We start from the raw sequence: 24499 nt of genomic DNA on the forward strand, positions 1-24499 counted from the left end.
AGATTTATAATTTTATTTTCTTTCCAGTTTTAGCACTTTTTTTAGCAGCCTCTAAAATTTCAACTACAATCATGTTATTCTCTAAAGACGATAAATCATAAGGAGGTAGTGTAATTTTATTTCTAATTACAGCTTCAAACATTGAAAAAGGATCGTCATAAGGATTAGGACGAGGCTCTAGTATTTCTTTTTTCTCTTTATCTTTCTCATTTAAGCGGTAACGTATTTTTTTGGCATTATCGCTATAAACATATCCGGTTTTACCATAGATTTCCATATCTTTTCTGGACATGGGCCAATTCCAAGAAGCTTGAATTATACCCTGCATTTTTGGATATTGTAAAACTATAGTAGCTTCATCATCTACATTTGGGTAAATTTCAGGTTTTATAGTTTGGGTAATAGCCATAACCGCTTCTGGTTTTTTCCCTTTGGTTAGCCACGTAATGAGGTTAGCACCGTAACAACCAAAATCAACCAAGGCACCACCACCGTTTAACACGGGGTCGGTAAGCCACTCTAAAAATTCTTTATTAATACCAATTTCTTTAGGACCTTGATGGCCGTCTCTAACCACTATTTTTCTCAACTCGCCAATAGTACCATTTTCAACCATTTTATATGCTTTATGATTAGTAGCATACCATGAAGTCTCGTAATTAGTCAATAAATGAATATTGTGTTTTTTAGCGAGTGCTTCCATTTTTTTGGCGTGTTCCATACTTACTGCCAACGGTTTTTCAACCATAACATGAATACCTAAAGGAGCACAAGTTTCAACTACTTTTAAATGTTCATAAATGGAGCCAAACGCAGTAACCGCTTCTGGTTTTGTAGCTTTAATCATTTCTTCCATGGTAGTAAAAACAATATCCATGGAGTAACCAAAATGTTTTGAGTAACGTTCTGCCAAATCTTTATTGGGTTCTACGATACCTACAATTTTTATATCCCCTTTGTCTGGCCTACCTAATATCCAACCTACATGGCTATGTGACAAGCCTACAACGCCTATTTTAAGCGGTTTCGTTTTGGTTTGGCTTACAGAAAGTTCAGAATTCAGTAAGAAGAATGAAAGTATAACTAGAAATAGGGTGTTTTTAAATTGCATAGTATTTGAAAAGAATTGAGTAAGTTCTTTTCAAATGTAGTGAAAAAATAAACCTTATAGATTTTGAAACTATAAGGTTTGTATTATTTTTATTCCAAGAAGTCATCATCAGAGTTAATTTCATCATCAGGATCGTAATCATCGTAATTTATACCTGGTGGATTGAACAAGCCCCAACGGTCTATCATATAATTCTCTTGGTCAAAACTTTTTACCCATTCGGCAAAAATGATTCTAAATTCTTCTATTTCATTTCTAAGTAGTTCGATATAATCATTGTCTTGGTAACCGCAAAGTTGCATACCTGTGCAACTGGTTAATATTTCGCGTGCAGATTTTCTAATGATTGACGCATTTTCCATACGGATATCGTAAAGATCGGCTCCTTCAGCTCCAGCTATTTTTGCAGGAATTATCAATGCATTTTCTATAATGTATGTAGCATAATTCTCTAACATTTCCCCTTCGGCTTCATCAGCTGTTTCAACATCATCTTTTGAAACCAAACTGCCAATTTTTCTTCCTAACAGCATAATTTCCCATGCTTTTTTATAGATGGGCATTTTTTCAATTTCTTCATGTGATTTGAAATCATCGTCTTCGAACATAAGCAGTCTTTTTTGTAGTGTCTTATAGTAACGACAAGAATTGTAACGTAGTATTTGCTTATATGTAAATTGTTGTTATGTATTGATATCAATATGGTTAGCTTTTTAATTGTTTTACATGTTATTTATTATAACGAAAAAAGCCCATCAACTGATGGGCTTTCATTAAAAAATTTAATTCGAAATATATATTTATATAACTTTCACATTTACTGCGTTTAAACCTTTTCTTCCTTCCTGTAAATCAAATTCAACTTCATCGCCTTCGCGTACTTCATCGATTAATCCAGAAATGTGAACGAAATGTTCTTGATTTGAACCTTCTTCAGTTATAAAACCAAATCCTTTGGCGTCATTGAAGAATTTTACTGTTCCTTTACTCATTTTTATTATAATTTAATATTAATTACTTAGCTGTAGTCAATTATGATGCCAAGAAATTAGTTGAGTAATGCTAACTCTGGAATTTTAATGTTTAGTTTTTTAAAATCATTATATGAAATGCCGTTTATTAGGTTTTTTGGAATTTTAGATTTTATTTCACGTAAATCATTTTCAAATAATGAATCTAAAGGCTTTTTAAAAACCCTTAAGGCTTCATGATTTCGTATTTTATTTATAGAATTATTTTCAATATTCATTAATTCTAAATAATTTTTATAGTTTGATTCGTCATCATATAAAATGATAAAATGTCTTTCTGTTTTATAGTTCTTTTCTATTAGGATTGATAATTCCTTTTTAGAAATTTTTTGAGTGTCAAAATAAAGTTCATTTTTTATTAATGATATTATATTTCGATTGTTACTGTCAATTACTGTTCTAAGTGATGGTTCGGGTGGAGGCGGCAATAACATCCGCTCTGTATCATTTCTCTGAATTAATCTTTCTTCAACAAAATCGTTTAAGTATACATAAATATACTCTTTCGAAGTTAATATCTTGTCGCCATCTTTAAGGTAATAATCAATATTATTAATTAGTTTGACTTTTCTAACATTATTAGTTCTGCAATAATAAAAAATTTCATTGAGGCTTTTCATTTTCGAGTTTTTATCCGCAGTTAATGATATGCCCATAATAATATAATCGTGCGGACTATGAGAAAATAGAAACGATCTTAACTCTTTAAATTCAGCTATTCTGTCATTTAATTGTAAAGCAAATTCATTAGAATTTATTTTTTTTCCAAAAATTACATAATTTGTAAGGTTTTGATTACTAATTGGTGCTTCTTTGAGTATTTTAAATTTATCTATATTTTCTATTTTTGGGTATTCTATTGATAGTTTATTTGTGTCAAATTCATTATAAAAGCCGTAACCTTTTTTAATATATGTTGAGTTGTTAAAATATAACAAAGAATCGTCTTCTACTCTTGTTTTAAACTTTTCACCAAATAACTCAAGCTCGTTCACATGAAGTTTTAAACTTTCTGAATATTCTTTTACAAATGGATAAGAAGATATTGAAATAGAATCTTTTGTGATTATTATTTTCTCAGCTGCATTTTCATCCTCAGAATAAGGATATGTCATCAGCCACTCACCATAATATTTTTCTTTATTAGTGCATGAAACAATCAGAACTATAATAAGAACCAGATATTTCTTCATTCTAAAATGAGCATTTATTAAAACACTTATAAAGTTAAAACAATATCTGACAAATGCAATGTTATACACCCCAATATTGCCTCCCCATTTCTGCGTGTCGCCGCAGCTTTAGCAGAGGCACTCGGGGAGGGCTAGTCCCGATAGCCATCGGGAGGGGCTTCTTACTGAACACTAACCCTAACCCCCTCACTATGACTACTAAACTCCGGTGCATACATACTCTGTATGGTGGTAATACCATTTGAGAAATCGCCTTTGTTATTGACACGTAAGTCGTATTCAAAAACATAAACGCCTTTGGGTAAATAGTCAAAAAAGAAATTGGTGGCCGCATCTTTGGTGCTTTCGTAATAGCCCAGGTTATCTTGCCATTTGTATTGCGATAATACATTTACAGGTTCAAAACCAGCAGCACGCATGTCTTTCATATGTACAAATTCCATAGTTCTATCTACCTTAAGTTCTATACGAACGCTAACTAAATCGCCCAATTGTAAATCGGTGTTTTCGTTTATTGCCGTGAGTTCTTCGCCTTTGTCAGTATTCTTTTTAAGGAACAGTTTTTTGGACAATTGCAACGGTGTTTTAGCTGAGGTAATTTTATCCATATCCTCAAAATATTGCCAATATAAGGCACCCCAAGCTACACCTTCGGTTTTCTTGCTCAACGTTACTGTTGCCATGTCTTCTTTAATTTCATCGCCTTTCCAAGAAGTTTTAAAATAGCCCGTTCCGGCTTCTACTTTGGTGTCTTCCAATTGTAGTGGATCTATTTTTTGATCGCCGATGGTTATTCCTACAAACTCGGTTACTTCCAGCCAATCCGTGCCTTGTAATAATAAGGCATAAACGGCTTCGGTAGTGGCTTTTGTGGTTTTCCAGCCGTTGGTTTGCTTGTTTTTTAGCAACCAAACTTTCAGTTCGTCAATGGTCTTTACATCGCCTTCCACTTCGGTAAACGCTTCAATTAATAACGCTTGTGTTTCAATTGGTGCTTGATACCAATACCAACTTGAGGTATTTTCTTTCCAGTACATTCCCAATTCTTCACTCGTAATTGCATTTTCTTTTAGCGAAGCAATAATTTTATTAGCTACATCCGTTTTATCATTTCGTTTTGCGATTAAGGAAATCATTCCTTTGGTATATAAATTTTTGTTGTCCAACCAAAATTCATAAGACTGATTTCTATAATAATCAACTGCAGTCTGCACGTTTTTACGGATAGGAATGTCCTTGTAAAAACTTCGCATGTACAAATACTGGATTTGAAAATGGTGGGTATGATTGCTCGCCCAAAATTCTTTTACCAAACGCTCTCCTTCTTTTTTGGTTTTGGCTCTTGCCTTAATTCTTCTCGCTTGTTTTTTTAACTCATTGTAATCGGATAAAATTTCATCATCTAAAAATTTGACGGCTTTTTTAAGCATTTGTTTAGATTCAGGATTAGCAACACCCAATTTGTTTAAATGCCCAAATCCAGAAGCAATATGCTGTGTGATATATCGATTGGGATATCTTGCCCCTTTAAACCAAGGGAATCCGCCATTGCCCATTTGCATTTGTTCCAATTTACGTAAGGCTGAGGCCAATTCGTTTTTCATTTTATTCAAGTCGAATAATAAGGCAATTCGCTTTTTCTGTTCGGTTTCAGACTGAGCATCACGTAACCAAGGGGTTTCTTGAATAATGAGCGATTTTAATTCCTGATTTTTCTCTAAATTAGAAACTAAAGCGTCGGCCGACGCCCATTGGTTAAATACTTCTTGAATACGTGGATTTGAATTCGCAATATGGCTAGCCAATGCATTTGCGTAATACCTAGAAAAGGTTTGTTCTGCACATTCATACGGATATTCCATCAAATACGGCAAGGCTTGAACGGCATACCAAGCAGGGTTTGATGTAATCTCCAAACTCAAATTATGGTGTTTTAAGCTGGTTGAAGTGTTGTTCTTTAACTTATCCAAAGTAAAAGTCCTTGTTTCGTTAGAACGCAACCACATTGGTAAAGTTTCGGTAACCAACATTCTGTTTGACAATACAGGTAGAGCATTTTCCTCACCATCGGTAAAATCACCCGCTTTAGCAACAATTTTATATTTAACTGCTTGTACATCAAAAGGAATTTTTAATGTCCAACTTACGTTGGCATTGCCTTTGGCATCAACGGTAAAAGTTTTTCGGTTATCAGCATTCCCTAATTTCGCATCAATCGGTTTATCCGTTAATGCGTCAAACAATTGTAATTCGCTAATACCATCTAATTTATTTTCTGTTAGATTAGAGATTTTTGAAGCAAAAACAATTTCATCGCCTTCACGTAAAAACCGTGGTGGATTTGGCATTACCATCAATTCTTTCTGCGTAACAGTTGACAATTGCATTTGTGCAGATGCCATGTCTTTGGTATGAGCCAATAGATTTAAATTCCATCGTGTTAAACTTTCAGGAATGGTGAAATTAAAACTTACATTGCCTTCTGCATCTGTTTTTAAATGCGGATAAAAGAACGCCGTTTCCTGTAAATTTTTACGAGCTACTATTCCTTTTAGAGATTGTTTTCCACCTTTATTCTGATCTCTTTCGTCACCGCTCGTTCTTCCTTCTTTATTTTTTTCGGCATCTTTTCCTCCACGAGGGCTCATCATTGGTACATCTTCCGAAATCATCTCCTCTTCAACATCTGATTCGTTGGCCTCGACTTGAATTCCGGCAACCTTACCAGATAAGGCATTTGTTACAGAATAACTTAATGATTTTTTCTCTCGTCTTACTCCCATTGCGGTCACAACTACTTCATCTAAGACATCAGACGCATTCAGTACTATATTATACACATTATCTTTTTTAACTGTAATTTCTGAAGTGTTCATTCCTACAAAAGAGAAAACCAACTTTTCGCCTTGTTCGGCTTTGATTTTAAAATTGCCATCAAAATCGGTAATAACACCTTTAGAAGTTCCTTTTACAATAACATTTACACCAGGCAAAGCACCAGAATCGTCGGATACTTTTCCGTAGATATACCCTTTTTCTTTTTTAGAATCGTTATAAGATGTAACTCTATCTGGAGCATGTTTTCTTCTGATTGTATTCAAATAATTATTATTAAACCAACTGTTGGTTAAGCTAAACCCAAACCAATTCAGTTGGTCGTATCGTTGATTAGAATAGCCATAATAATTATAATTTTTTTGTTCTATTCTAAAATTGGTATTCCCAAAACTATGATTTGCCGTACTTTGGTTGTATTGGTAAAAATACCGTTGATTTAAGGGACTAAAATACCAGTTGTGCGGTCTAAAGGCATCTAATGAAGCATCATACATAGAGGCTAATACTTCAGCAGCTACTTTGTCTTTTTTGTCTCCTTTAATTTTAAAACTCCATGTTTCGTTCTGACCAGGTTGTAATTTATCTCTAAACGTGGTCGTTTCAATAGACAACTTCTTTTTAGGATAAGGCACATTTATATTAATGTTGCCATTGCTAAATGCATTATTGTTTACCAATTGATATTGTATGGAAAATCCACCCAAATCATCCTGTTTTACTGGTATTGAAATGGTTTTAATCTCGTTAGACAGCTTTATAACTTTAGTATCAACGATGCTATATTTTTTAACAGTTGTAAGTGTTATCGATACATTTTCTGATGCTGAACCTAGTTGTAATTTTACAAACTCGTTAGGTTTGTATTCGTTCTTGTTAGTTTTTACAAAAAGCAGTTGATTATCAGCTACCACTTTTTCTTTTGCAGTAAATACATCAAAGCGGAACTCGTCTCTTACCGCTTGTTTGAATTTATCTTCACTCTCGGTGATAACAATATATTTTCCAGAAACCCATTTGCTAATATTTTTCAGCTTAATTTCCTTCTCTTTTTCGGTATCAAAAGTGGTTTCAAAAACAAGCTTTCCTTGTTTCCATGTATTAGGGTCATTCTCCTTTTGATAAGCTTCATGTGGGAATAACTTTTTAAATTCCTCTTCTGAAAAAGATTGATAATCTGGAGCTTCCCAAGGTCTTACTCTTAACACATGTTTAGGAGCAATTAATTTATAAATTTTTAAACTGCCTTTTGCGGGAACAAATTCACCATTCAAATTGTTAGATTGTAAATTAATAACATGGTTTTTATCATATTTTTCCAATGGAGCAGACATAGCAATTGCCAAAGTTAAGGCGTGATAACCTACATTAACTGTGGTTTCTGTACTTCGTGTTTCCCCATTAATATCGGTAACATCTGCCGAAACTCTATAATTAAAAGTGGGCTGATTGCTAGGGTCTATACTTGAATCAGGAATCGCTTTAAACTTAATTTTATAATTACCACTAGCATCGGTAGTCGTTTCGCCATGCGTTATTTCTTGAGATTCTGAACTGTACCTATAATCATTATAGTACCACCAACACCACCTTGGAAATTGAGCCGTTCTAAATACGCGATAAGTTACTTTAGCGTTAGTAATGGTGCTTCCTGCAAAAGCATTTGCAATACCGTTAACGGTGACCGTATCATTTACTCTATACGTTTCAGATACTGGTTTAAATTCGGTTTCAAATTTTGGGCGTTTATACTCTTCAACTGAAAAATGTGTACTTCCACCAAGGCTATTTCCAAAATAATAGCCAGAAGAGACTAAAATATTAAAATTACCCGTCAACCCTGTATTTGGTAGCACAAATTCCCCACTAAAAGAACCAAATTCATTGGTTTTTAATGATAGCGATTTCACTTCCTGATAGTTAACATCATTTAATTTTACTGTTACCTGTTGGTTTTCGATAGCATGCGATTTGTTGTTTTCCATAGCCACGGCAATCCCCTTAAAATGAACTGTTTGTCCCGGTCTGTATATGCTTCTGTCCGTAAATAAAAAGATTCGCGACGATTTGTTTTCGGTTAATTTACGTTTACGATTTTCATACATATAATACTCACCAAAAATGGCTTTATCATTTTTATGATTTACTGTAATAATTACATTGTTTCTATAAACAGTGTTCTTAAAATGTACTTGACCTTTGCTATCACTAATTAGATTTTTATTAATAGGTTTGTTATATCTACCTGCGTTATAATTTCTAATATTTACTTTGGCGTCTTGCAAGGGTTTCCCCGTATTTCTATCTACAACCTGATAAATATTTTTACCCTCCAGTTTGTTTTCAATCAAAGCAATATTTGATACTTGTGTAAAAGTGTACCCGTAAGTGAATTTTTCAGAAATACTCTTGTTTGTAGAAGTAAAAATCATGTAATTACCGCCTTCTAATTCGGGTAAAAGTACTTCGGTATTATGTTGCAAGTAATCGCTTTCATTTTTTAAGTTGGCGTTCCATTTTTTAACAACTTTCAGCTTTCTTATAAAGGCAATTTTCTTATCGTCTTGATAGATTTCGTTAAATTTTCTTTGTTGACTTTTGGAAATTTTTAATGCGGTAAAATAAAGTTGCTCAGTATTTTTATAATTTACCAATAAGCGTGCGGGTTTATTAATGGGAATAAACTTTTCAGCCGTAATTTGCAAACTCGGATTTAAAATTTGACTTTGTAAACTTTTACATTTTTCCGCTCCAGTTGATTTTGGAAAACGAGCTATAGCCTTTTCACAAATTTTTAAGGCTTCTTGTCGTTTCCACTGATTGGTATTCTTTATAGGGTCGTAAGCACTTGCTTCGTTATCAAGATATACAGCAATTTTATAGTCAATTTCTGCAACAATTTCATGTTCGTTATACTGTTCTTTAAGTGCGTTTAAGGTTTGTAAATAAACTTCATCTTTAGTATTAAAAGTTGCATTGGCTCGGACAAAATCTAAGCGTTCTAAGGTTAATGTAACCAAAGCAGCTGGGTCTTTGTCCTTAAGATGTGCCAAGGTCAAGTTTTTGTACAATCGCAAGGCATGTAATTGTTGCGATAAGCTATCTTTGGCATACAATTGATTCTTTACAAATTCGGAGTTCGGTGCCAATAACTCAGGATTGTCAATTTCAAACTTATACGACGGACGGTTTAAATTACGCTCGTCCGTTTTGTAAAAATCAATGGCCCTATGTGCCAAAAAATCATATAATGTAGGTCTATATGTTTTTGAATTTTCTTGAGGATGTAAAATAGAATTGAACTGCTTTAAATCGGTTTCTTGCAGAGAAATGGCACTTTCTAAAGATGCCTGAAAATGACTATGTGTTTCTTCAAAAATAGTTTGTAAATCCCAGGTTCTAAAATCGGTAGAATCTACTTTTTTAGCCGTATTTGTCCTGTTGTAAAACTTCCATCGGTTTTGCTGAAAATACTGCCAATAAATATCGGCAATAATACTTTCCAGTACATTTTTTGCAGGAAAAGGAAGACTTGCCTTTTCTTTCTTTAATCTTTTGATAATTTCCAATTGGGCATCTTCCTCAAGTGTTAACGCAAATTTTGACTTATACAATAAGGTTTTTATCAGTTGAGGATTATTCTTATCCTTTTTTGCTTTTTTATAAATCTTTTCAACTTCCGCTAAGGCAGATTTTGGTAAACCTTCAATTTCAAAGGACTCCACTTTATACCAATCTTTCGAATAATTATCGGAATATTGAGCTTTTAAAGTGGTTGAAAATAAGAGTATCATTGTTAAAATTGCGATTGATTTTTGCATAACATTTTGTTTTAAATAACAAATAACAGTTGAATAACCTAAAAATACAATTTATATTGAGTAAACAAGACTTTTCAATAAGTTAAGTGGCTTTTTGATTGAGCGGTTACATTTCAAATTCTATATTTGCATTTTAATCTTTATAATGATTTTGGAGCAAGAATTATACCAACAAACCAAACATGCAACACGCGTTGTAATTGAAGGTAATATTAAAAAAAATGCCCTAACAAAGATGGTGTTGCACGTTATGGACTATTGTGACAAAACGGTTGATTATGTAATCAAAGATTCCAAACAGATAGCCCATAATGAATTTATTGTTATTGAAGCTGATAAACAACCAGAACTATTACTACCCAACATAGCATTGTTAAACAGTGCTTTGCCTTCTGATTTTGAAACTGTTAAGTTTTTAAGTGCAATTACAAATGGAGGTATTTTAGTGTTTAATGAAGAGGATGAAGTACTTTCAAAATTAGTGGAAGCTTGTAGTAATACCATTAAGAAATATCCGTATCAAAAACCTAATTTTACTGTTGAAAATGGCACTTTTTCACTAGATACTAACGAAGGAAAACTACCCTTAGAAATTGCCGACCAAAATATTGTAGAACACATTTTAGGAGCAAAATGGATTTGCCAACACATGGGTGTTGATGAGGATGATTTTTATGAGGCGATAGGTACGTTTCGAGTTTGAAGTTTTGAAAATAAACGTTACTACCAACTAACCACTGCTGACTGAAAGTTAAGGATTAATCCTTATACCCAAATCGCTTCAATTGATTCTGATTAGAACGCCAATCTTTATTTACCTTCACAAAAAGCTCCATATATATTTTTTTGCCAAAGAATTTTTCCAAATCGCGTCTGGCTTCCGAGCCTACACGCTTCAATCCTGCACCTTTATGTCCAATAATAATTCCTTTTTGTGAATCACGTTCTACCATAATGATGGAACGTATTTTAATAATATTAGGTTCTTCAACAAATTCTTCAGTGTCAATTTCTACAGCGTAGGGAATTTCCTTTTTATAATGCACCAATATTTTTTCGCGAATGGCCTCGTTAACAAAAAAGCGTTCAGGTTTGTCGGTCAATTGGTCTTTGGGATAAAATGCTGGCGATTCCGGTAATAGCTGCACAATATTTTCCAATACATTTTGCACATTGAATTTTTGTAATGCAGAAATGGGAACTACACGGGCATTGGGTACTTTTTCTTGCCAATAAACCATTTGGTCTTCCAGTTCGTTTTGAGATGAGTTGTCAATCTTATTAATCAATAATAAAACGGGAATATTAGCATTGGTAATTTTCTTGAAAAAATCTTCATCTTTTAAGGCTTTTTCACCTATTTCAACCATATAGATCAGCACATCGGCATCTTCAAAGGCAGACTTTACAAAATCCATCATAGATTCTTGTAACTCGTAAGCCGGTTTTATAATGCCCGGAGTATCCGAGAAAACAATTTGAAAATCGTCACCGTTTACAATACCTAAAATACGATGACGCGTAGTTTGTGCTTTGGAGGTGATAATTGACAGGCGTTCACCGACAAAAGCGTTCATTAATGTTGATTTTCCAACATTTGGGTTGCCAATAATATTTACAAATCCAGCTTTGTGCATTGATAAAATTTAATTTATATTGCAAAGATAGGTTTAAATTACAGAAAGACCTCACCCATTTTCAAAACCTGTGAGGTCTACAAATTAATCATAAAAACTATTATTTTTAAGCACAGTTAAGTTATGTTTTAACTGCTAATTAGCCTTGTTAAATGAATTTTAAACTAATACAAGCTCACCCTTCAAAAATTCAAAAAGCTTTTGAATTGCTAAAATCCGCATCCATAACTTTAGAAAAGAAAGGCATTAAGCAATGGGATTATTGGCAAAACCCGCCCATTGAAAAAATAAATTGGGTCAAAGAGGGCTTTACTAGTAAGGAGTTTTATTTTATTGAAAATGATGCCCATGAAGTAATGGGTATGGTGAGAATCATGGAAGAAGATTTGACGTATTGGGGCAAAATGAATGATAAAGCTAAATATATTCACTCGTTAGTTATCGATGAAAAATTTTCTGGAAATCAGCTAGGAACTGAAGTGGTTATAAAGATAGAAAGAGGTGCTAAAAAAAATGACTTCGATTATTTAAGATTGGATTGTGATTCCACAAATCTAAAACTTTGTGCTTATTATGAAAACCAAGGTTTTGTAAACGTGGGGCAAAAGCAATTGCCACTTGGAATTTATAATTTGTACGAGAAGGAGTTGAAATAAGATATTTTTACCTTTTAAAACAAGAAATATCTTTTTGCGTCTGTTCGAGTGATTTTTTGAAAAAAAATTGTATCGAGAACCCTTGTTGAATTAAAATTTGATTCTCGATACAAATTTTACACAAGAAAAATGTGCAAATCACTCGAATTGACAAATTTTTACATGCAAATACTCCTAATTGCGATAGCTACTGGGACTCAAGAGGACAATACCCATGCTCCAACTTTTTCCTCGTACTTCTAACCTTGTACCTCTCTCGTACCTTTTTTACATAGCAAACCCTAACACCAAATACAGAATAACCGTAATTATCCCACCAATTAAAGCATAAGGTAATTGTGTCCGCACATGGTCAATATGATCACTTGCGGAAGCCATCGAAGATATTATTGAGGTGTCAGAAATAGGGGAGCAGTGATCTCCAAAAATACCACCTCCTAACGTAGCTGCCACCACTAAAGTAATATCAGAGCCATGCAAATTTGCCATTGGGATAGAAATTGCCAACATAATGGCAAAAGTACCCCAAGAAGTCCCTGTGGAAAAAGCAATAAAAGAGCTGATTATAAATACTATGGCCGGTAAAAACTCTGGTGATAGCCAATCTTTAGACCAATTGGCAACAAATTGACCCGTACCTAACGCTTTACAGGCATCACCAATAGCAAATGCCAATAACATTAACAAGGCCAAAGGCATCAACTCACTAATACCTTTTAAGATGAGATCTACCATTTCCTTACTTCGCATCAATCCTTGCGAGCGGTATAAAATCATAGCAACAATTATTGATGTGGTTACGGCATAAAGCACTGAAGAAGAACCTGACCCTTCACCTAAAGCAGTAACAAAATGATTCCACCAAGAGGTAGCATCGGTAACGTTATTCCAGCCAGTGTATGCCAGCCAAACTGGCATCATAATAACCATAGTGACTAACGGAGCAATCATGTTATAGGCTCTTGCAGGGATTCCTTCTTTTGGTTCGTAAGAAGTTACCGCTTCCGAAATCATGGGTTTAGAACCGTCATTTAATAATTTTCCTGTCTCTCGAGTACGTTTTTCTGCCTTGGCCATAGGGCCAAAATCTTTTTTAAATAAGATGATAACAAGCACCAAAAGCAATGCTAAAATTGGATAAAAATTATACTTTATGGAAGACATCAATACACCAAACGGATTCTCAATATCTAAGGTCAATAGTAAACCCATAATAAAAGCACCCCAAGCGTTAAAAGGAATAAGGATAGAAGATGGAGCCGAACTAGAATCAGCTATGTAGGCTAATTTTTCACGCGGAATCTTCAATTTGTCAAAAACAGGACGATAAATAGTACCTACTGTTAACGAACTGATACTGGTTTCTACAAACAATGCCATTCCTGTAAAAAATGCTAATAATTGCACTACAACTCGACTGTAACCCGTCTGTTTTTTTTCAAAATGAGCGATGAGTTTGTTTAGTTTATTTACAAAACCCTCAACACCACGAGAGTATTGTATAAAAAGTAATAAAGCACCCACCAAGGCACTAAACATTATGGTTCTCGTATTTCCTTCAGATTTAAAAACGTTTACAAAAGCCTCTAAAGTTGCTAATGTGCCTTCTAAAAAATTCCAATCGCTCATGATTAGCCATGACAACCAAATTCCCAACACCAACGAAACGTAAACTTGTTTAGTTCTTAATGCTAAAATAATGGCTAATACTGGAGGTAAAATAGATAGGAAACCGTAATCTGTCATTTTTATAGTCTGTAGAGGTTAGTCTTTAGTCCTCCTTCGCAGCAGCTTCGGCGGATAAATCTTTGGGTTAAATATATAAAAAGTATGTGACTTGATGTTGATAGAAGAAACAATTTAGAACCATCACTTTGTGTTCTTTGTATTTTTTCTTTGCGTTCTTTGCGTGAAACTCAAGGTGCTTTTGTATTATTGTTTACTATTTAGCATAAGAAGTATGGAAACATTAAAAATAAAATGGGGTATTGTAGGTTGTGGAAACATAGCTAATAAATTTGTAAGCGATTTGGCTTTGGTTGAAGATGCTGAGTTACAAGCGGTGGCATCTAGAAATCTAGAAAAAGCTGATGCGTTCGGACAAAAGCACAATTCAAAGAAATGTTATGGAAGTTATGATGAATTATTTCTTGATTCGGATGTTGATATTGTTTATATAGCCACGCCACATAATTCACATTGCGAATTCAGTTTAAAAGCACTAGAATATGGTAAACACGTTTTATGCGAAAAACCTTTGAGCATCAACCGAAAAGAAGCCGAAAAAATGATTGCTTTATCGAAGTCTAGAAACCTGTTCTTTATGGAAGGGTTGTGGACACGTTTTAACCCAACTTTTGTAGCGGTAAAAGAACGAATTGATAATGGCGAAATTGGTAAAGTAAAATATATAAAAGCTGACTTTTCTTTTAAATCGGAACACGCATTAGATAGCCGAGTTTTTAATTTAGATTTAGCTGGTGGAGCATTATTGGATATTGGTATCTATCCCATATTTTTAGCATATAGTTTGTTAGGTAAGCCGGAAGATATTTTGGCAAAATCAATTTTTCATACTAAAACAGGTGCCGATGTGCAAACATCAATGTTGTTTCATTATAAGAATGCACAAGCCATTTTATATAGTGGTTTTATGTCAAAATCTAAAATGACAGCTTGTATTAGTGGTACGGAAGGCGAAATTTATATTCATGACCAATGGCATGTTGCACAAGGTTATGCGTTGGTAAAAAATGAAGAAGAAGAAGTTTTTGAATTGCCTACGAAGGGAATCGGGTTTACCCATGAAATTGAAGAATGCCATAAATGTATTAGAAATAATCAAATTGAAAGTAACTTGTGGTCGCATCAACATAGTTTGGATTTGATTTCCATTTTAGATGATGTTCGAGATCAAGTTGGATTAAAATACCCGCAAGAATAGCGGCTATATATAATCATCAACGCGGTAATTTTCGTTTTCTCCTTTCAGTAATTGTAAATAACTAACATATCTAGATTGTGCTATTTCACCAGTTTCCAAGGCTTTTTTTACGGCACAATCTGGCTCGTTAACGTGTAGGCAGTTGTTAAACTTACAATGTGCTTTTAAAGCGAAAAATTCGGGAAAATAATCGCCAATTTCATTCTCATCAAAATCAACTACACCAAAACCTTTTATGCCTGGGGTATCAATAATATGCCCACCGAAAGGTAGCACAAACATTTCAGCAAAAGTTGTAGTGTGTTGTCCTTGTTTGTGCTGTTCTGATATTTCTGCGGTTTTCAAGTCCAATTCGGGATAAACGGCGTTAATCAAGGTTGATTTTCCAACACCGGAATGTCCAGAGAACATGCTTGTTTTATCCTTCATAAATATTTTTAACTTATCGATATTGATATGTTCCGTAGCCGAAACATCCAAACATTCATAGCCAATTTTCCTATAAACCTGTTCGAGTTTCTGCTTTTTTTCCAACAGTTCCTTACTGTACAAATCTATTTTGTTGAATAGGAGTATGGCTGGGATTGAATAGGCTTCGGCTGTAGCTAAAAACCGATCGATAAAAACAGGAAAAGTAACAGGATTTTCTAGCGTAACCATTAAAAAGACCTGATCAATATTAGCGGCAATAATATGTGTTTGTTTAGAAAGGTTGACCGATTTTCTAATAATGTAATTTTTACGGTCATGAATTTTTGTAATGATGCCATTTTCATTGTCATCCTCCATGAGAAAATCAACAATATCTCCTACAGTAACAGGATTGGTACTTTTAATACCACTTAAACGGAATTTTCCTTTAATTCTACAATCAATAACAGTTTTATCATCAACCCTTACCGTGTACCAACTCCCTGTCGATTTTGTTACAACACCAGTCATTCGTTAAATTTTAACAATGATAAGAAAACTCTTTTAGTATTTCTATAAAAATTTCTCAAAACAATACTTAAATTAAATATATAGTGCAGATATCTAATATTCTTTATATTTGTAATAACTCTAAACTAACTAATTATGAAAGCATTAAAATATATTTTGCTATTGCTACTTCTTATTATTGTAGCAGGTTCTATTTATGTTGCCACCTTAGAAAACACATATAATGTCCAACGCACAAAAGTTATTCATGCACCTGAAGATGTAGTTTTTAATATGGTAAATGACTACAAGACTTGGCCAAGTTGGTCGCCATGGTTAGGGCAAGACCCAGAAACAAAATTGACTTATGGAGAAAAAGCAAGTGGTGTTGGAGCTTCTTATGCTTGGCAAAGTGAAAATGTCGATGTTGGTGAGGGGAGTATGGAAACACTTTCTACAGAAAAAGACAGTATTAGCCAAAAAATAACGTTTATTAAGCCGTGGGAGTCCACCTCTAATGTGTATTGGAACTTTAAAAAAGTTGATAAAGGCACGGCTGTCACTTGGGGTATGAAAGGTGATTTAGATTTTATGTCTAAGGCATTTATGGCTTTTAATGGTGGTATGGACAAGCAAATTGGACCGGATTATGAACGCGGACTGGAAAAATTAGATAGTGTTGTGCAGTTAGAAATGCAAAAATACAGTGTAACTATAAATGGTATTACCAAACATGGAGGAGGTTATTATTTATATACTACTACTTCATGTAAAATTGAGGAAATGCCAGAAAAAATGGCTGAAATGATGCCCAAAGTGGCAAATTATGCCACAAAAAATAACATTACCATGGCAGGCCCGCCTTTTAACTTATATCATAAATACGATGCAGAAAACAATGCGGTAATTGTATCAGCTGCAATACCTGTAACTGAAAGGGTCATTACGGATAACGACAGCGGTGTTTTAACAGGTATGTTACAACCTTTTACTGCTGTTAAGACTACTTTAATGGGAGATTATAAAAATTTAAAAGAAGCTTGGGAAACTACGGAAAAATATATTTCTGACAATGCTGTTGAAGCAATGGAGGGAGTTCCCGCCCTTGAAGTATATCATAACGATCCCATAAATACGCCCAATCCGGCAAAGTTAAAAACTGAAATCTTTGTACCTGTAAAGGAAGTGCAAGAAGCGAATTAATGTACAATTAAATAAGGTCTCTTTTTCGATTAACCTACCTCATTATATCGAAAACAATCCGTTACATGGTCGTTGACCATGCCCGTGGCTTGCATATATGCGTACATAACAGTACTGCCCACAAATTTGAATCCGCGTTTTTTCAGGTCTTTAGAAATTTTGTCGGATAAAGTTGTAGTAGCAGGAACTTCTGACAATCTTTTAAAATTGTTTTTTATAGGTTTACCCTCGGTAAAGGCCCAAATATATTCCGAAAAAGAACCAAATTCTTTTTGCACTTCCATAAATGCCTGTGCATTACTAATAGTAGCCCTAATTTTCAATTTATTTCTTATGATTCCCGCATCTTGTAGTAAAGATTCGTATTTGTCTTCTCCGTATTTAGCTATTTTTTTATAGTCAAAATTCTCAAAAGCTTTTCTAAAATTTTCACGCTTTCTCAGGATAGTTATCCAGCTCAATCCCGCTTGAAAAGTTTCTAAGATCAGAAATTCAAATAATTCATCATCGTCATAAACGGGTACACCCCATTCTTCGTCGTGATAGGCCATATATAATGGGTCATTACCGCACCAAGCACATCTTCTTTTGTCCATCGAAATTTAATTTATGACTAAAATAGAAATTTTATTTGTTGTAATCTTAATGGTTCCTCCCCTTTTTTAAGGGGAGGTGTCCCGAATGTTCGGGACGGAGGGGTATTAAAAAATAATTTATCTTTAGAAAATGAATTTAAGCTACTGGGAAATAAAATCATGGTTTGCTAATAATGATTTTACCATTGTTGGTAGTGGAATTGTGGGATTAAGTGCTGCTTTATTTCTAAAAGAGGAACATCCGAAAGCTAATATTCTTATCCTTGAAAAGGGAATATTACCGCAAGGAGCTAGTACCAAAAATGCGGGTTTTGCCTGTTTTGGAAGTTTATCTGAAATTATTGATGATTTAAAATCCCATTCTCAGCAGGAAGTTTATGAGTTGGTTAAAAAACGTTGGCAAGGTCTTCAATTAATGAGAAAAACACTAGGAGATAAAACCATTGGTTTTCAACAATTGGGCGGTTTCGAGTTATTTGATGATGAGTTAAGTTTCAGAGAATGTTATAATAAAAAGGAATTTGTAAATCAATTGTTGGAACCATTTTTTAAGAAAGATGTTTTTACATTTGTTGAGAATAAATTCATTTTTGAAAAAGTAAACGAACAACTGGCTTTTAATACATTTGAAGGGCAAATCGACACGGGCAAAATGATGACTGCTTTACTACAAAAAGTACAATCAAAAGGAATTAAAGTACTTAATAATTGTACTGTTGAAAGTTATACAGAGCAACCAAATGATGTGAAATTAAAAACCAATATTGGCGAATTTTCAACAAAAAAGATATTGATTGCTACCAATGGTTTCGTAAATCAATTACTTAGTTTAGATGTAAAACCAGCCAGAGCACAGATTCTGATTACCAAACCGATTCCTAATTTAACAATAAAAGGAACATTCCATTTGGAAAAAGGGTATTATTATTTTAGAAATATTGACAATAGAATTTTATTAGGCGGTGGTCGAAATCTGGATTTTGAAATGGAAGAGACTATAGAATTTGGGCAAACGGAGTTGATACAAAGTAAGCTGGAAGGAATCTTATCGACTATTATTTTACCAAACACTAATATAGAAATAGAGCATAGATGGAGCGGTATAATGGGTGTAGGCCATCAAAAAAGGGCATTGGTAAAACTATTAGGCAATCGCGTTGCTTGTGGTGTTCGCCTAGGTGGCATGGGTATTGCAATAGGATTTTCAGTAGGTAAGGAATTATCCGAATTAGTAAATTAAATCACCAGTTATGAAACTTAAGTTTAGTATTATTTTTTGTTTGACTTTCTTGACCCTTTCAGCTCAAGAAATTACTCAAACTTCGGCATCAGTTGACTTTAAAATTAAAAACATGGGTTTTAATGTTGATGGAACTTTTAACGATGTAACCATTTCGACCAATTTTAATTCAACGGATTTAGAGAATAGTTATATAAAGGGCGTTATTAAAGTCAATTCAATTGATACGGATAATAAAAAAAGAGATAAGCATTTACGAAATAAAGACTATTTTGAGGTTGAAAAATACGGTACAATAAAATTGACTTCAACCAAAATAGAAAAAAAATCAGCAAGTAAGTATCAATTAACTGCTAAGCTCACTATTAAAAAAACCACAAAAACGATAACTATTCCGTTGGAAGTTAAGCAGACTTCCGATTCCATTAGCATAAAATCAAGTTTTTCAATTAACAGATTGGATTTCGGAGTGGGTGAGAGCAGTTGGGTACTATCAGATACCGTTAAAATTAAAGTAAACTTTTCAGGCAAAAAATAAGATGTACCAAAATAAAGATGTAATCATTATTGGAGGCGGACTAGCTGGTTTGATTAATGCCATACATCTTTCAAAACAGGGCATTAATGTTTTGGTCATCGAAAAAAATAAGTATCCAAAGCACAAAGTTTGTGGTGAGTACATCTCAAATGAAGTATTGCCTTATTTAAATTCTTTAGGTATAAATCCACTAGAGTATGGAGCAAAACGAATCACAAATTTTGCGATTAGCACCGTTAAAAATAAATTAATAGAAACTAAATTACCCTTAGGTGGATTTGGAATCAGTAGGTATACCTTAGACCGCTTATTGGCTGAAAAAGCCATCGAAAATGGTGTTGAAATTTTTAAAGATGAGGTGGTAGATGTGTCATTTGAAAATGATAAGTTTTCCGTTTTTACCAAAAGTGAGCAGCAATTCGATTCAAAAATTGTTATTGGAGCTTACGGCAAACGCTCTAATATTGATGTGCAATTGAACAGAAAATTTATAAAAAATGAATCCCCTTTCTTAGCTATTAAAACTCATCTAAAGGGAGACTTTCCAGAAAATTTAGTGGCACTACATAATTTTAAAGGTGGTTATTGCGGCATTTCTAAAGTGGAGAACAATCATATTAATTTATGCTATATTACCAATTACAAAGCCTTCAAAAAACATAAAAATATTGATGAATTTCAACAAAATGTGTTGTGCGAAAATACTTTTTTGAAAGAGATTTTGGAAAATACTACCTGCGTTTTCGACAAGCCGTTGACCATTGGACAGGTTTCGTTTTCATCAAAAAAACCAATAGAAAATCATATTTTAATGTGTGGTGACACGGCTGGTATGATTCACCCTTTATGCGGAAATGGAATGAGTATGGCTATACATAGTGCAAAAATTGCCTCCGAACTTATTATTGAGTATCTTAAGGGGAAACTATCTCGTAAGGAATTGGAATACTGTTATAAAAAACAATGGAATGCTGAATTCAAATCGCGATTAAAAGTTGGGCATATTATTGCTAAATTATTCAAAATGAATACCTTTTCCGAATTGATGTTGTATGGACTGCAAACTTTTCCTGGTTTGTTGCCAAAAATCATAAAACAAACGCATGGTAAATCCTTAACGGTATAATGGGATTTCTGATCGACACAAAAAACCGAAGTAATGCCATTGAAATCATGGATGATTTTTCGATAGAAGGAGAATATCTTTATAAAACTTTAGATCAATTGGCATCTATAAATAAATGGTTAGGCGGAAATAGTGTAACCTTGAAAGGACTCAAAAAAGTACTTAAAAATCACCCAAAAGAGACAATGTTTACCTTAATAGATTTAGGATGCGGCAATGGAGATATGTTAAGAATAGTGTCCAACTATTTAAATAAAAACAACTATAATTTTAAACTGATTGGGATAGATGCCAATGCCTTTACGATAAACTATGCGAAAGAATTGTCGAAAGATTACCCCGAAATTACTTATCTTCAACAAGATATTTTTTCAGAAGATTTCAAGTCGTTACAATATGATTTGGTGTTGGCAACGTTGTTTTTGCATCATTTTAAGGAAGACCAAATTATAGAAGTATTGAATGGAGCGATAAAAACTGTAAAGATTGGAATAGTAATTAACGATTTACATCGCCATTGGTTGGCCTACTATTTATTTAAGGGATTGAGTTTATTCATAAAGAATCCAATGGTTAAGCAAGATGGATTGACCTCTATTTTAAGAGGATTTAAAAGAAAAGAGTTAGAAAGATTGTCAAAAAAGCTGAATGTTAAAAGTGATCTCAATTGGAAATGGGCTTTCCGTTTTCAATGGATAATTCAAAAATAAATGAGCGTAAAAATAGTATCAGTTGCAAAACAACTTCCACAGTATACTCGAACAACCCAAGAGATATTACCATATATCAAGACTTGGTTAGCTGGTCAAGAAGAACGTTTTCAGCGAAAAGTAATTAAACTTTTTGAAAATGCGGGTGTTGACAAACGCTATTCAATAATGGATGCTCATGAAGTATTTTTAAATTCATCATTTGAAGAAAAAAATGATATTTATGTAAGAGAATCTATAAAATTAGCACAATCGGCATTGAAAAAATCGTTAGACAAAGCAAGTTTAAGCCCTATTGATATTGATTTCATAATCACGGTTAGTTGTACGGGAATAATGATTCCCTCTTTAGATGCCTATTTAATCAATAGACTAAAAATGCGTCAAGATATTGTGCGTTTACCAGTTACGGAAATGGGCTGTGCGGCTGGTGTGTCGGGCATCATTTATGCCAAAAATTTTTTAAAGGCAAATCCCAATAAACGAGCTGCAGTTATTGCTGTTGAATCGCCAACCGCTACTTTTCAACTGGAAGATTATTCTATGGTAAATATTGTGAGTACCGCTATTTTTGGTGACGGAGCGGCTTCTGTAATTTTATCTTCTCATGAAACTGAAAATGGTCCTGAAATACTTGACGATGCCATGTACCATTTTTACGATGCCGAAAAAATGATGGGTTTTAAATTGCGGAATACAGGACTGCAAATGATTTTGGATAAATCCGTACCGGAAACTATTGCCAAACATTTTCCAGATATTGTGCATCCATTTTTAGAAAAAAACAAGTTAAAAATTGAAGATGTGGATTATCTTATTTTTCATCCTGGCGGAAAAAAAATAGTGCAAATTGTTGAGGAACTTTTTGGTTCTTTGGGAAAAAATATTAACGATACAAAAGAAGTATTGCGATTGTACGGAAATATGTCTAGTGCAACTGTGTTGTATGTGTTAGAGCGTTTTATGGATAAAACCCTAACTGAAGGTGATATTGGATTAATGTTAAGTTTTGGTCCAGGGTTTTCAGCTCAACGTGTGTTGTTACGATGGTAAGATTTTTAAAATTTTATAAGAATATACCTCACAGGTTTTTACTTGTCCACCGAAACTTTTTGTATAGGAGGAAAACCTGTGAGGTCTAAAAACAATGAATAAATGACTCCAAACCAAATCATATCATTATTACCTTATCAGCATCCTTTTTTGTTCGTTGACGAACTCACTGACGTTTCAGAAAATGGAATAACGGGGAGTTACACTTTTAAAAAAGGTGAATATTTTTATCAGGGTCATTTTAAAGACAACCCGATAACGCCCGGTGTTATTTTAACCGAAACGATGGCTCAAATTGGAGTGGTGTGTTTAGGAATTTATTTGATGAAAAATCTAAATTTAGAAGAAAATGAACCGAAAATAGCCTTGACATCTCAAGCCATTGAGTTTTATTTACCCGTATTTCCAGAGGAGAGAATATCGGTAATTTCAGAAAAAGAATATTTTAGATTTAATAAGTTAAAATGCAAGGTAAAAATGTTAAATGCCTCTAATGAATTGGTTTGTAGAGGTTTTATTTCTGGAATGATAAAATGAAAAATAGAGTTGTTATAACGGGTCTTGGTGTGGTTGCTCCTAATGGAGTAGGAGTCGATAATTTCACTTATGCGTTAAAAAAAGGAATTTCAGGAATTGAATTTTACCAAGAATTAGCTGATTTGAAATTCTCGTGTTGTATTGGCGGAACCCCTAACGTTTCTGAAGAAAAAAAATCCGAATATTTTACAGATTTACAACTTCGAAATTTTAATAGTTCAGGAATTCTATATGGTTGTATTGCCGGAATTGACGCTTGGAAAGATGCTGGATTGTCAATAGATGATAAAAATTCGGATTTTGACAGTGGTACTATTTTCGGTACTGGGACTTCTGGTGTTGAAAAATTTCGAGAGGCAATTTATAAATTAGATGATAAGAAAGTTAGACGTTTAGGAAGCACAGTAGTTGCTCAAACGATGGCAAGCGGTATAAGTGCTTATTTAGGCGGTATGTTAGGCTTAGGAAATAGAGTCAGTACAAACTCTGCTGCGTGTTCAACGGGTACAGAAGCCATTTTAATAGGCTATGAGCGAATAAAAAGGGGTAAAGCCAAACGAATGCTAGTAGGCAGTTGTAGTGATCACGGACCATATCTTTGGGGTGGATTTGATGCTATGCGAGTAATGACCTACAAACATAATGATGACCCAGAACAAGCTTCACGACCTATGAGTGCTTCCGCATCAGGATTTGTTCCCGGAAGTGGGGCTGGGGCTTTATTGTTAGAATCATTAGAAAGTGCTTTGGAGCGAAATGCAACCATTTACGCCGAAGTTTTAGGTGGAGCGGTAAATTCCGGAGGGCAACGCAATGGAGGTTCTATGACTGCACCCAATTCTGATGCTGTGCAACGGTGCATTACTGATGCGATTGAAGAATCAGGAGTTAAGCCCGAAGATATTGATTTAATCAACGGGCATTTAACCGCAACGAGTAAAGACCCTGATGAAATTGAAAATTGGGTAAAAGCGTTACAAAGAGAAGGGAAAGGTTTTCCATTCATACAATCCGTCAAATCTATGATTGGACATTGTTTGGCGGCTGCAGGAGCTATTGAAAGTGTAGCGTCAATTATTCAGTTAAGAGAAGGGTTTATAGCCCCGACTATTAATTGTGAAGATCTTCATCCTGAGATACTAAAATTAATAGATGAAGATAAAATTTCAAGAAAACTCATCAAAAAAGAACTAAATTTGATTGCCAAAGCCAGTTTTGGTTTTGGTGATGTGAATGCTTGTGCAATTTTTAGAAAATTTATAAATTAAAACTAAAGTTTAATTTGTTAGAATGTCCCCTCGAGGGGACCATAGGGGTGTCCACGTGAATTGAACATCCATATTAAAA

The 24499-nt window shown here is 33.9% G+C and carries 20 protein-coding genes; 11 read left to right on the forward strand and 9 right to left on the reverse strand.

All coding sequences use genetic code 11. The features are described from left to right. Positions 1-4: 4 nt before the first annotated feature. The 5 genes from U5A88_RS01655 to U5A88_RS01675 all read right to left on the reverse strand — a co-directional run bounded on the left by U5A88_RS01655 (position 5) and on the right by U5A88_RS01675 (position 9991). A complete protein-coding gene (locus U5A88_RS01655) occupies positions 5-1111 on the reverse strand; it encodes a Gfo/Idh/MocA family protein (protein ID WP_354203303.1) in 1107 nt (368 codons plus the stop codon). An 89-nt stretch (positions 1112-1200) separates the two neighbouring features. Then, positions 1201-1719, reverse strand: a complete 519-nt coding sequence (locus U5A88_RS01660) for a hypothetical protein (protein ID WP_354203304.1) — start codon at positions 1717-1719, stop codon at positions 1201-1203. 192 nt (positions 1720-1911) lie between these two features. Next, complete coding sequence (locus U5A88_RS01665; RefSeq protein WP_354203305.1) at positions 1912-2103, reverse strand: cold-shock protein; 192 nt, start codon at positions 2101-2103, stop codon at positions 1912-1914. Positions 2104-2159: 56 nt separating this feature from the next. Then, a complete protein-coding gene (locus tag U5A88_RS01670; RefSeq protein ID WP_354203306.1) occupies positions 2160-3335 on the reverse strand; it encodes a hypothetical protein in 1176 nt (391 codons plus the stop codon). Between the two features lie 161 nt (positions 3336-3496). After that, complete coding sequence (locus U5A88_RS01675; protein WP_354203307.1) at positions 3497-9991, reverse strand: alpha-2-macroglobulin family protein; 6495 nt, start codon at positions 9989-9991, stop codon at positions 3497-3499. Positions 9992-10136: 145 nt separating this feature from the next. On the opposite strand from U5A88_RS01675, the gene U5A88_RS01680 reads away from it, so the two are divergent. Further along, on the forward strand, positions 10137-10694 hold the full coding sequence (locus U5A88_RS01680) for a UDP-N-acetylmuramoyl-tripeptide--D-alanyl-D-alanine ligase (RefSeq protein WP_354203308.1): 558 nt from the start codon (positions 10137-10139) through the stop codon (positions 10692-10694). Positions 10695-10749: 55 nt separating this feature from the next. Here U5A88_RS01680 and era read toward each other — a convergent pair whose 3' ends face one another. Further along, complete coding sequence (era, locus tag U5A88_RS01685; protein WP_354203309.1) at positions 10750-11628, reverse strand: GTPase Era; 879 nt, start codon at positions 11626-11628, stop codon at positions 10750-10752. A 152-nt stretch (positions 11629-11780) separates the two neighbouring features. On the opposite strand from era, the gene U5A88_RS01690 reads away from it, so the two are divergent. Then, positions 11781-12284 carry a GNAT family N-acetyltransferase gene (locus U5A88_RS01690; protein WP_354203310.1) on the forward strand — a complete coding sequence of 168 codons (504 nt, stop codon included), beginning with the start codon at positions 11781-11783 and terminating at the stop codon, positions 12282-12284. 267 nt (positions 12285-12551) lie between these two features. Here U5A88_RS01690 and U5A88_RS01695 read toward each other — a convergent pair whose 3' ends face one another. Then, complete coding sequence (locus tag U5A88_RS01695) at positions 12552-14030, reverse strand: Na+/H+ antiporter NhaC family protein (RefSeq protein ID WP_354203311.1); 1479 nt, start codon at positions 14028-14030, stop codon at positions 12552-12554. Positions 14031-14244: 214 nt separating this feature from the next. Between U5A88_RS01695 and U5A88_RS01700 the strand changes: the two genes are divergently transcribed. Then, positions 14245-15228: a Gfo/Idh/MocA family protein gene (locus U5A88_RS01700; RefSeq protein ID WP_354203312.1), complete on the forward strand. Its 984-nt coding sequence runs from the start codon at positions 14245-14247 to the stop codon at positions 15226-15228. Between the two features lie 3 nt (positions 15229-15231). On the opposite strand, the gene rsgA is transcribed toward U5A88_RS01700, so the two are convergent. Next, positions 15232-16170 (reverse strand): ribosome small subunit-dependent GTPase A, encoded by a 939-nt coding sequence (gene rsgA, locus U5A88_RS01705; protein WP_354203313.1) that lies wholly within the window; start codon positions 16168-16170, stop codon positions 15232-15234. A 135-nt stretch (positions 16171-16305) separates the two neighbouring features. Here rsgA and U5A88_RS01710 point away from each other — a divergent pair, with 135 nt between their 5' ends. Further along, positions 16306-17352, forward strand: coding sequence for an SRPBCC family protein (locus tag U5A88_RS01710; RefSeq protein ID WP_354203314.1), 1047 nt, complete (start codon positions 16306-16308; stop codon positions 17350-17352). Positions 17353-17381: 29 nt separating this feature from the next. Here the strand turns inward: U5A88_RS01710 and U5A88_RS01715 are convergent, their stop codons facing one another. Next, a complete protein-coding gene (locus U5A88_RS01715) occupies positions 17382-17948 on the reverse strand; it encodes a DNA-3-methyladenine glycosylase I (protein WP_354203315.1) in 567 nt (188 codons plus the stop codon). A gap of 130 nt (positions 17949-18078) precedes the next feature. Between U5A88_RS01715 and U5A88_RS01720 the strand changes: the two genes are divergently transcribed. The 7 genes from U5A88_RS01720 to U5A88_RS01750 all read left to right on the forward strand — a co-directional run bounded on the left by U5A88_RS01720 (position 18079) and on the right by U5A88_RS01750 (position 24420). After that, positions 18079-19188, forward strand: a complete 1110-nt coding sequence (locus U5A88_RS01720) for an NAD(P)/FAD-dependent oxidoreductase (protein WP_354203316.1) — start codon at positions 18079-18081, stop codon at positions 19186-19188. Between the two features lie 10 nt (positions 19189-19198). Further along, the gene (locus U5A88_RS01725) at positions 19199-19726 is read left to right on the forward strand and encodes a YceI family protein (RefSeq protein ID WP_354203317.1); all 528 of its coding nucleotides are present in this window, start codon (positions 19199-19201) and stop codon (positions 19724-19726) included. A 1-nt stretch (position 19727) separates the two neighbouring features. After that, the gene (locus tag U5A88_RS01730) at positions 19728-20852 is read left to right on the forward strand and encodes an NAD(P)/FAD-dependent oxidoreductase (protein WP_354203318.1); all 1125 of its coding nucleotides are present in this window, start codon (positions 19728-19730) and stop codon (positions 20850-20852) included. Further along, positions 20852-21562 (forward strand): methyltransferase domain-containing protein, encoded by a 711-nt coding sequence (locus U5A88_RS01735; protein WP_354203319.1) that lies wholly within the window; start codon positions 20852-20854, stop codon positions 21560-21562. Before U5A88_RS01730 ends, U5A88_RS01735 begins: the two co-directional genes overlap by 1 nt. Continuing rightward, positions 21563-22615 (forward strand): type III polyketide synthase, encoded by a 1053-nt coding sequence (locus tag U5A88_RS01740; protein ID WP_354203320.1) that lies wholly within the window; start codon positions 21563-21565, stop codon positions 22613-22615. It begins immediately after the preceding gene. Between the two features lie 102 nt (positions 22616-22717). After that, positions 22718-23152: a 3-hydroxyacyl-ACP dehydratase FabZ family protein gene (locus U5A88_RS01745; RefSeq protein ID WP_354203321.1), complete on the forward strand. Its 435-nt coding sequence runs from the start codon at positions 22718-22720 to the stop codon at positions 23150-23152. Next, positions 23149-24420, forward strand: coding sequence for a beta-ketoacyl-[acyl-carrier-protein] synthase family protein (locus U5A88_RS01750; protein ID WP_354203322.1), 1272 nt, complete (start codon positions 23149-23151; stop codon positions 24418-24420). The genes U5A88_RS01745 and U5A88_RS01750 overlap by 4 nt, the downstream gene beginning before the upstream one ends. The last annotated feature ends 79 nt before the right edge of the window (positions 24421-24499 follow it).

Source organism: Aureibaculum sp. 2308TA14-22 (assembly GCF_040538665.1).
Lineage (GTDB): Bacteria > Bacteroidota > Bacteroidia > Flavobacteriales > Flavobacteriaceae > Aureibaculum.

Coding starts and splice junctions, on each gene's coding strand:
- U5A88_RS01725 (WP_354203317.1), top strand. CDS start 19,199: ATGAAACTTAAGTTTAGTATTATTTTTTGTTTGACTTTCTTGACCCTT.
- U5A88_RS01750 (WP_354203322.1), top strand. CDS start 23,149: ATGAAAAATAGAGTTGTTATAACGGGTCTTGGTGTGGTTGCTCCTAAT.
- U5A88_RS01700 (WP_354203312.1), top strand. CDS start 14,245: ATGGAAACATTAAAAATAAAATGGGGTATTGTAGGTTGTGGAAACATA.
- U5A88_RS01675 (WP_354203307.1), bottom strand. CDS start 9,991: ATGCAAAAATCAATCGCAATTTTAACAATGATACTCTTATTTTCAACC.
- U5A88_RS01710 (WP_354203314.1), top strand. CDS start 16,306: ATGAAAGCATTAAAATATATTTTGCTATTGCTACTTCTTATTATTGTA.
- U5A88_RS01735 (WP_354203319.1), top strand. CDS start 20,852: ATGGGATTTCTGATCGACACAAAAAACCGAAGTAATGCCATTGAAATC.
- U5A88_RS01720 (WP_354203316.1), top strand. CDS start 18,079: ATGAATTTAAGCTACTGGGAAATAAAATCATGGTTTGCTAATAATGAT.
- U5A88_RS01655 (WP_354203303.1), bottom strand. CDS start 1,111: ATGCAATTTAAAAACACCCTATTTCTAGTTATACTTTCATTCTTCTTA.
- U5A88_RS01670 (WP_354203306.1), bottom strand. CDS start 3,335: ATGAAGAAATATCTGGTTCTTATTATAGTTCTGATTGTTTCATGCACT.
- U5A88_RS01745 (WP_354203321.1), top strand. CDS start 22,718: ATGACTCCAAACCAAATCATATCATTATTACCTTATCAGCATCCTTTT.
- U5A88_RS01660 (WP_354203304.1), bottom strand. CDS start 1,719: ATGTTCGAAGACGATGATTTCAAATCACATGAAGAAATTGAAAAAATG.
- U5A88_RS01665 (WP_354203305.1), bottom strand. CDS start 2,103: ATGAGTAAAGGAACAGTAAAATTCTTCAATGACGCCAAAGGATTTGGT.
- era (WP_354203309.1), bottom strand. CDS start 11,628: ATGCACAAAGCTGGATTTGTAAATATTATTGGCAACCCAAATGTTGGA.
- U5A88_RS01715 (WP_354203315.1), bottom strand. CDS start 17,948: ATGGACAAAAGAAGATGTGCTTGGTGCGGTAATGACCCATTATATATG.
- U5A88_RS01680 (WP_354203308.1), top strand. CDS start 10,137: ATGATTTTGGAGCAAGAATTATACCAACAAACCAAACATGCAACACGC.
- U5A88_RS01690 (WP_354203310.1), top strand. CDS start 11,781: ATGAATTTTAAACTAATACAAGCTCACCCTTCAAAAATTCAAAAAGCT.
- U5A88_RS01740 (WP_354203320.1), top strand. CDS start 21,563: ATGAGCGTAAAAATAGTATCAGTTGCAAAACAACTTCCACAGTATACT.
- U5A88_RS01695 (WP_354203311.1), bottom strand. CDS start 14,030: ATGACAGATTACGGTTTCCTATCTATTTTACCTCCAGTATTAGCCATT.
- rsgA (WP_354203313.1), bottom strand. CDS start 16,170: ATGACTGGTGTTGTAACAAAATCGACAGGGAGTTGGTACACGGTAAGG.
- U5A88_RS01730 (WP_354203318.1), top strand. CDS start 19,728: ATGTACCAAAATAAAGATGTAATCATTATTGGAGGCGGACTAGCTGGT.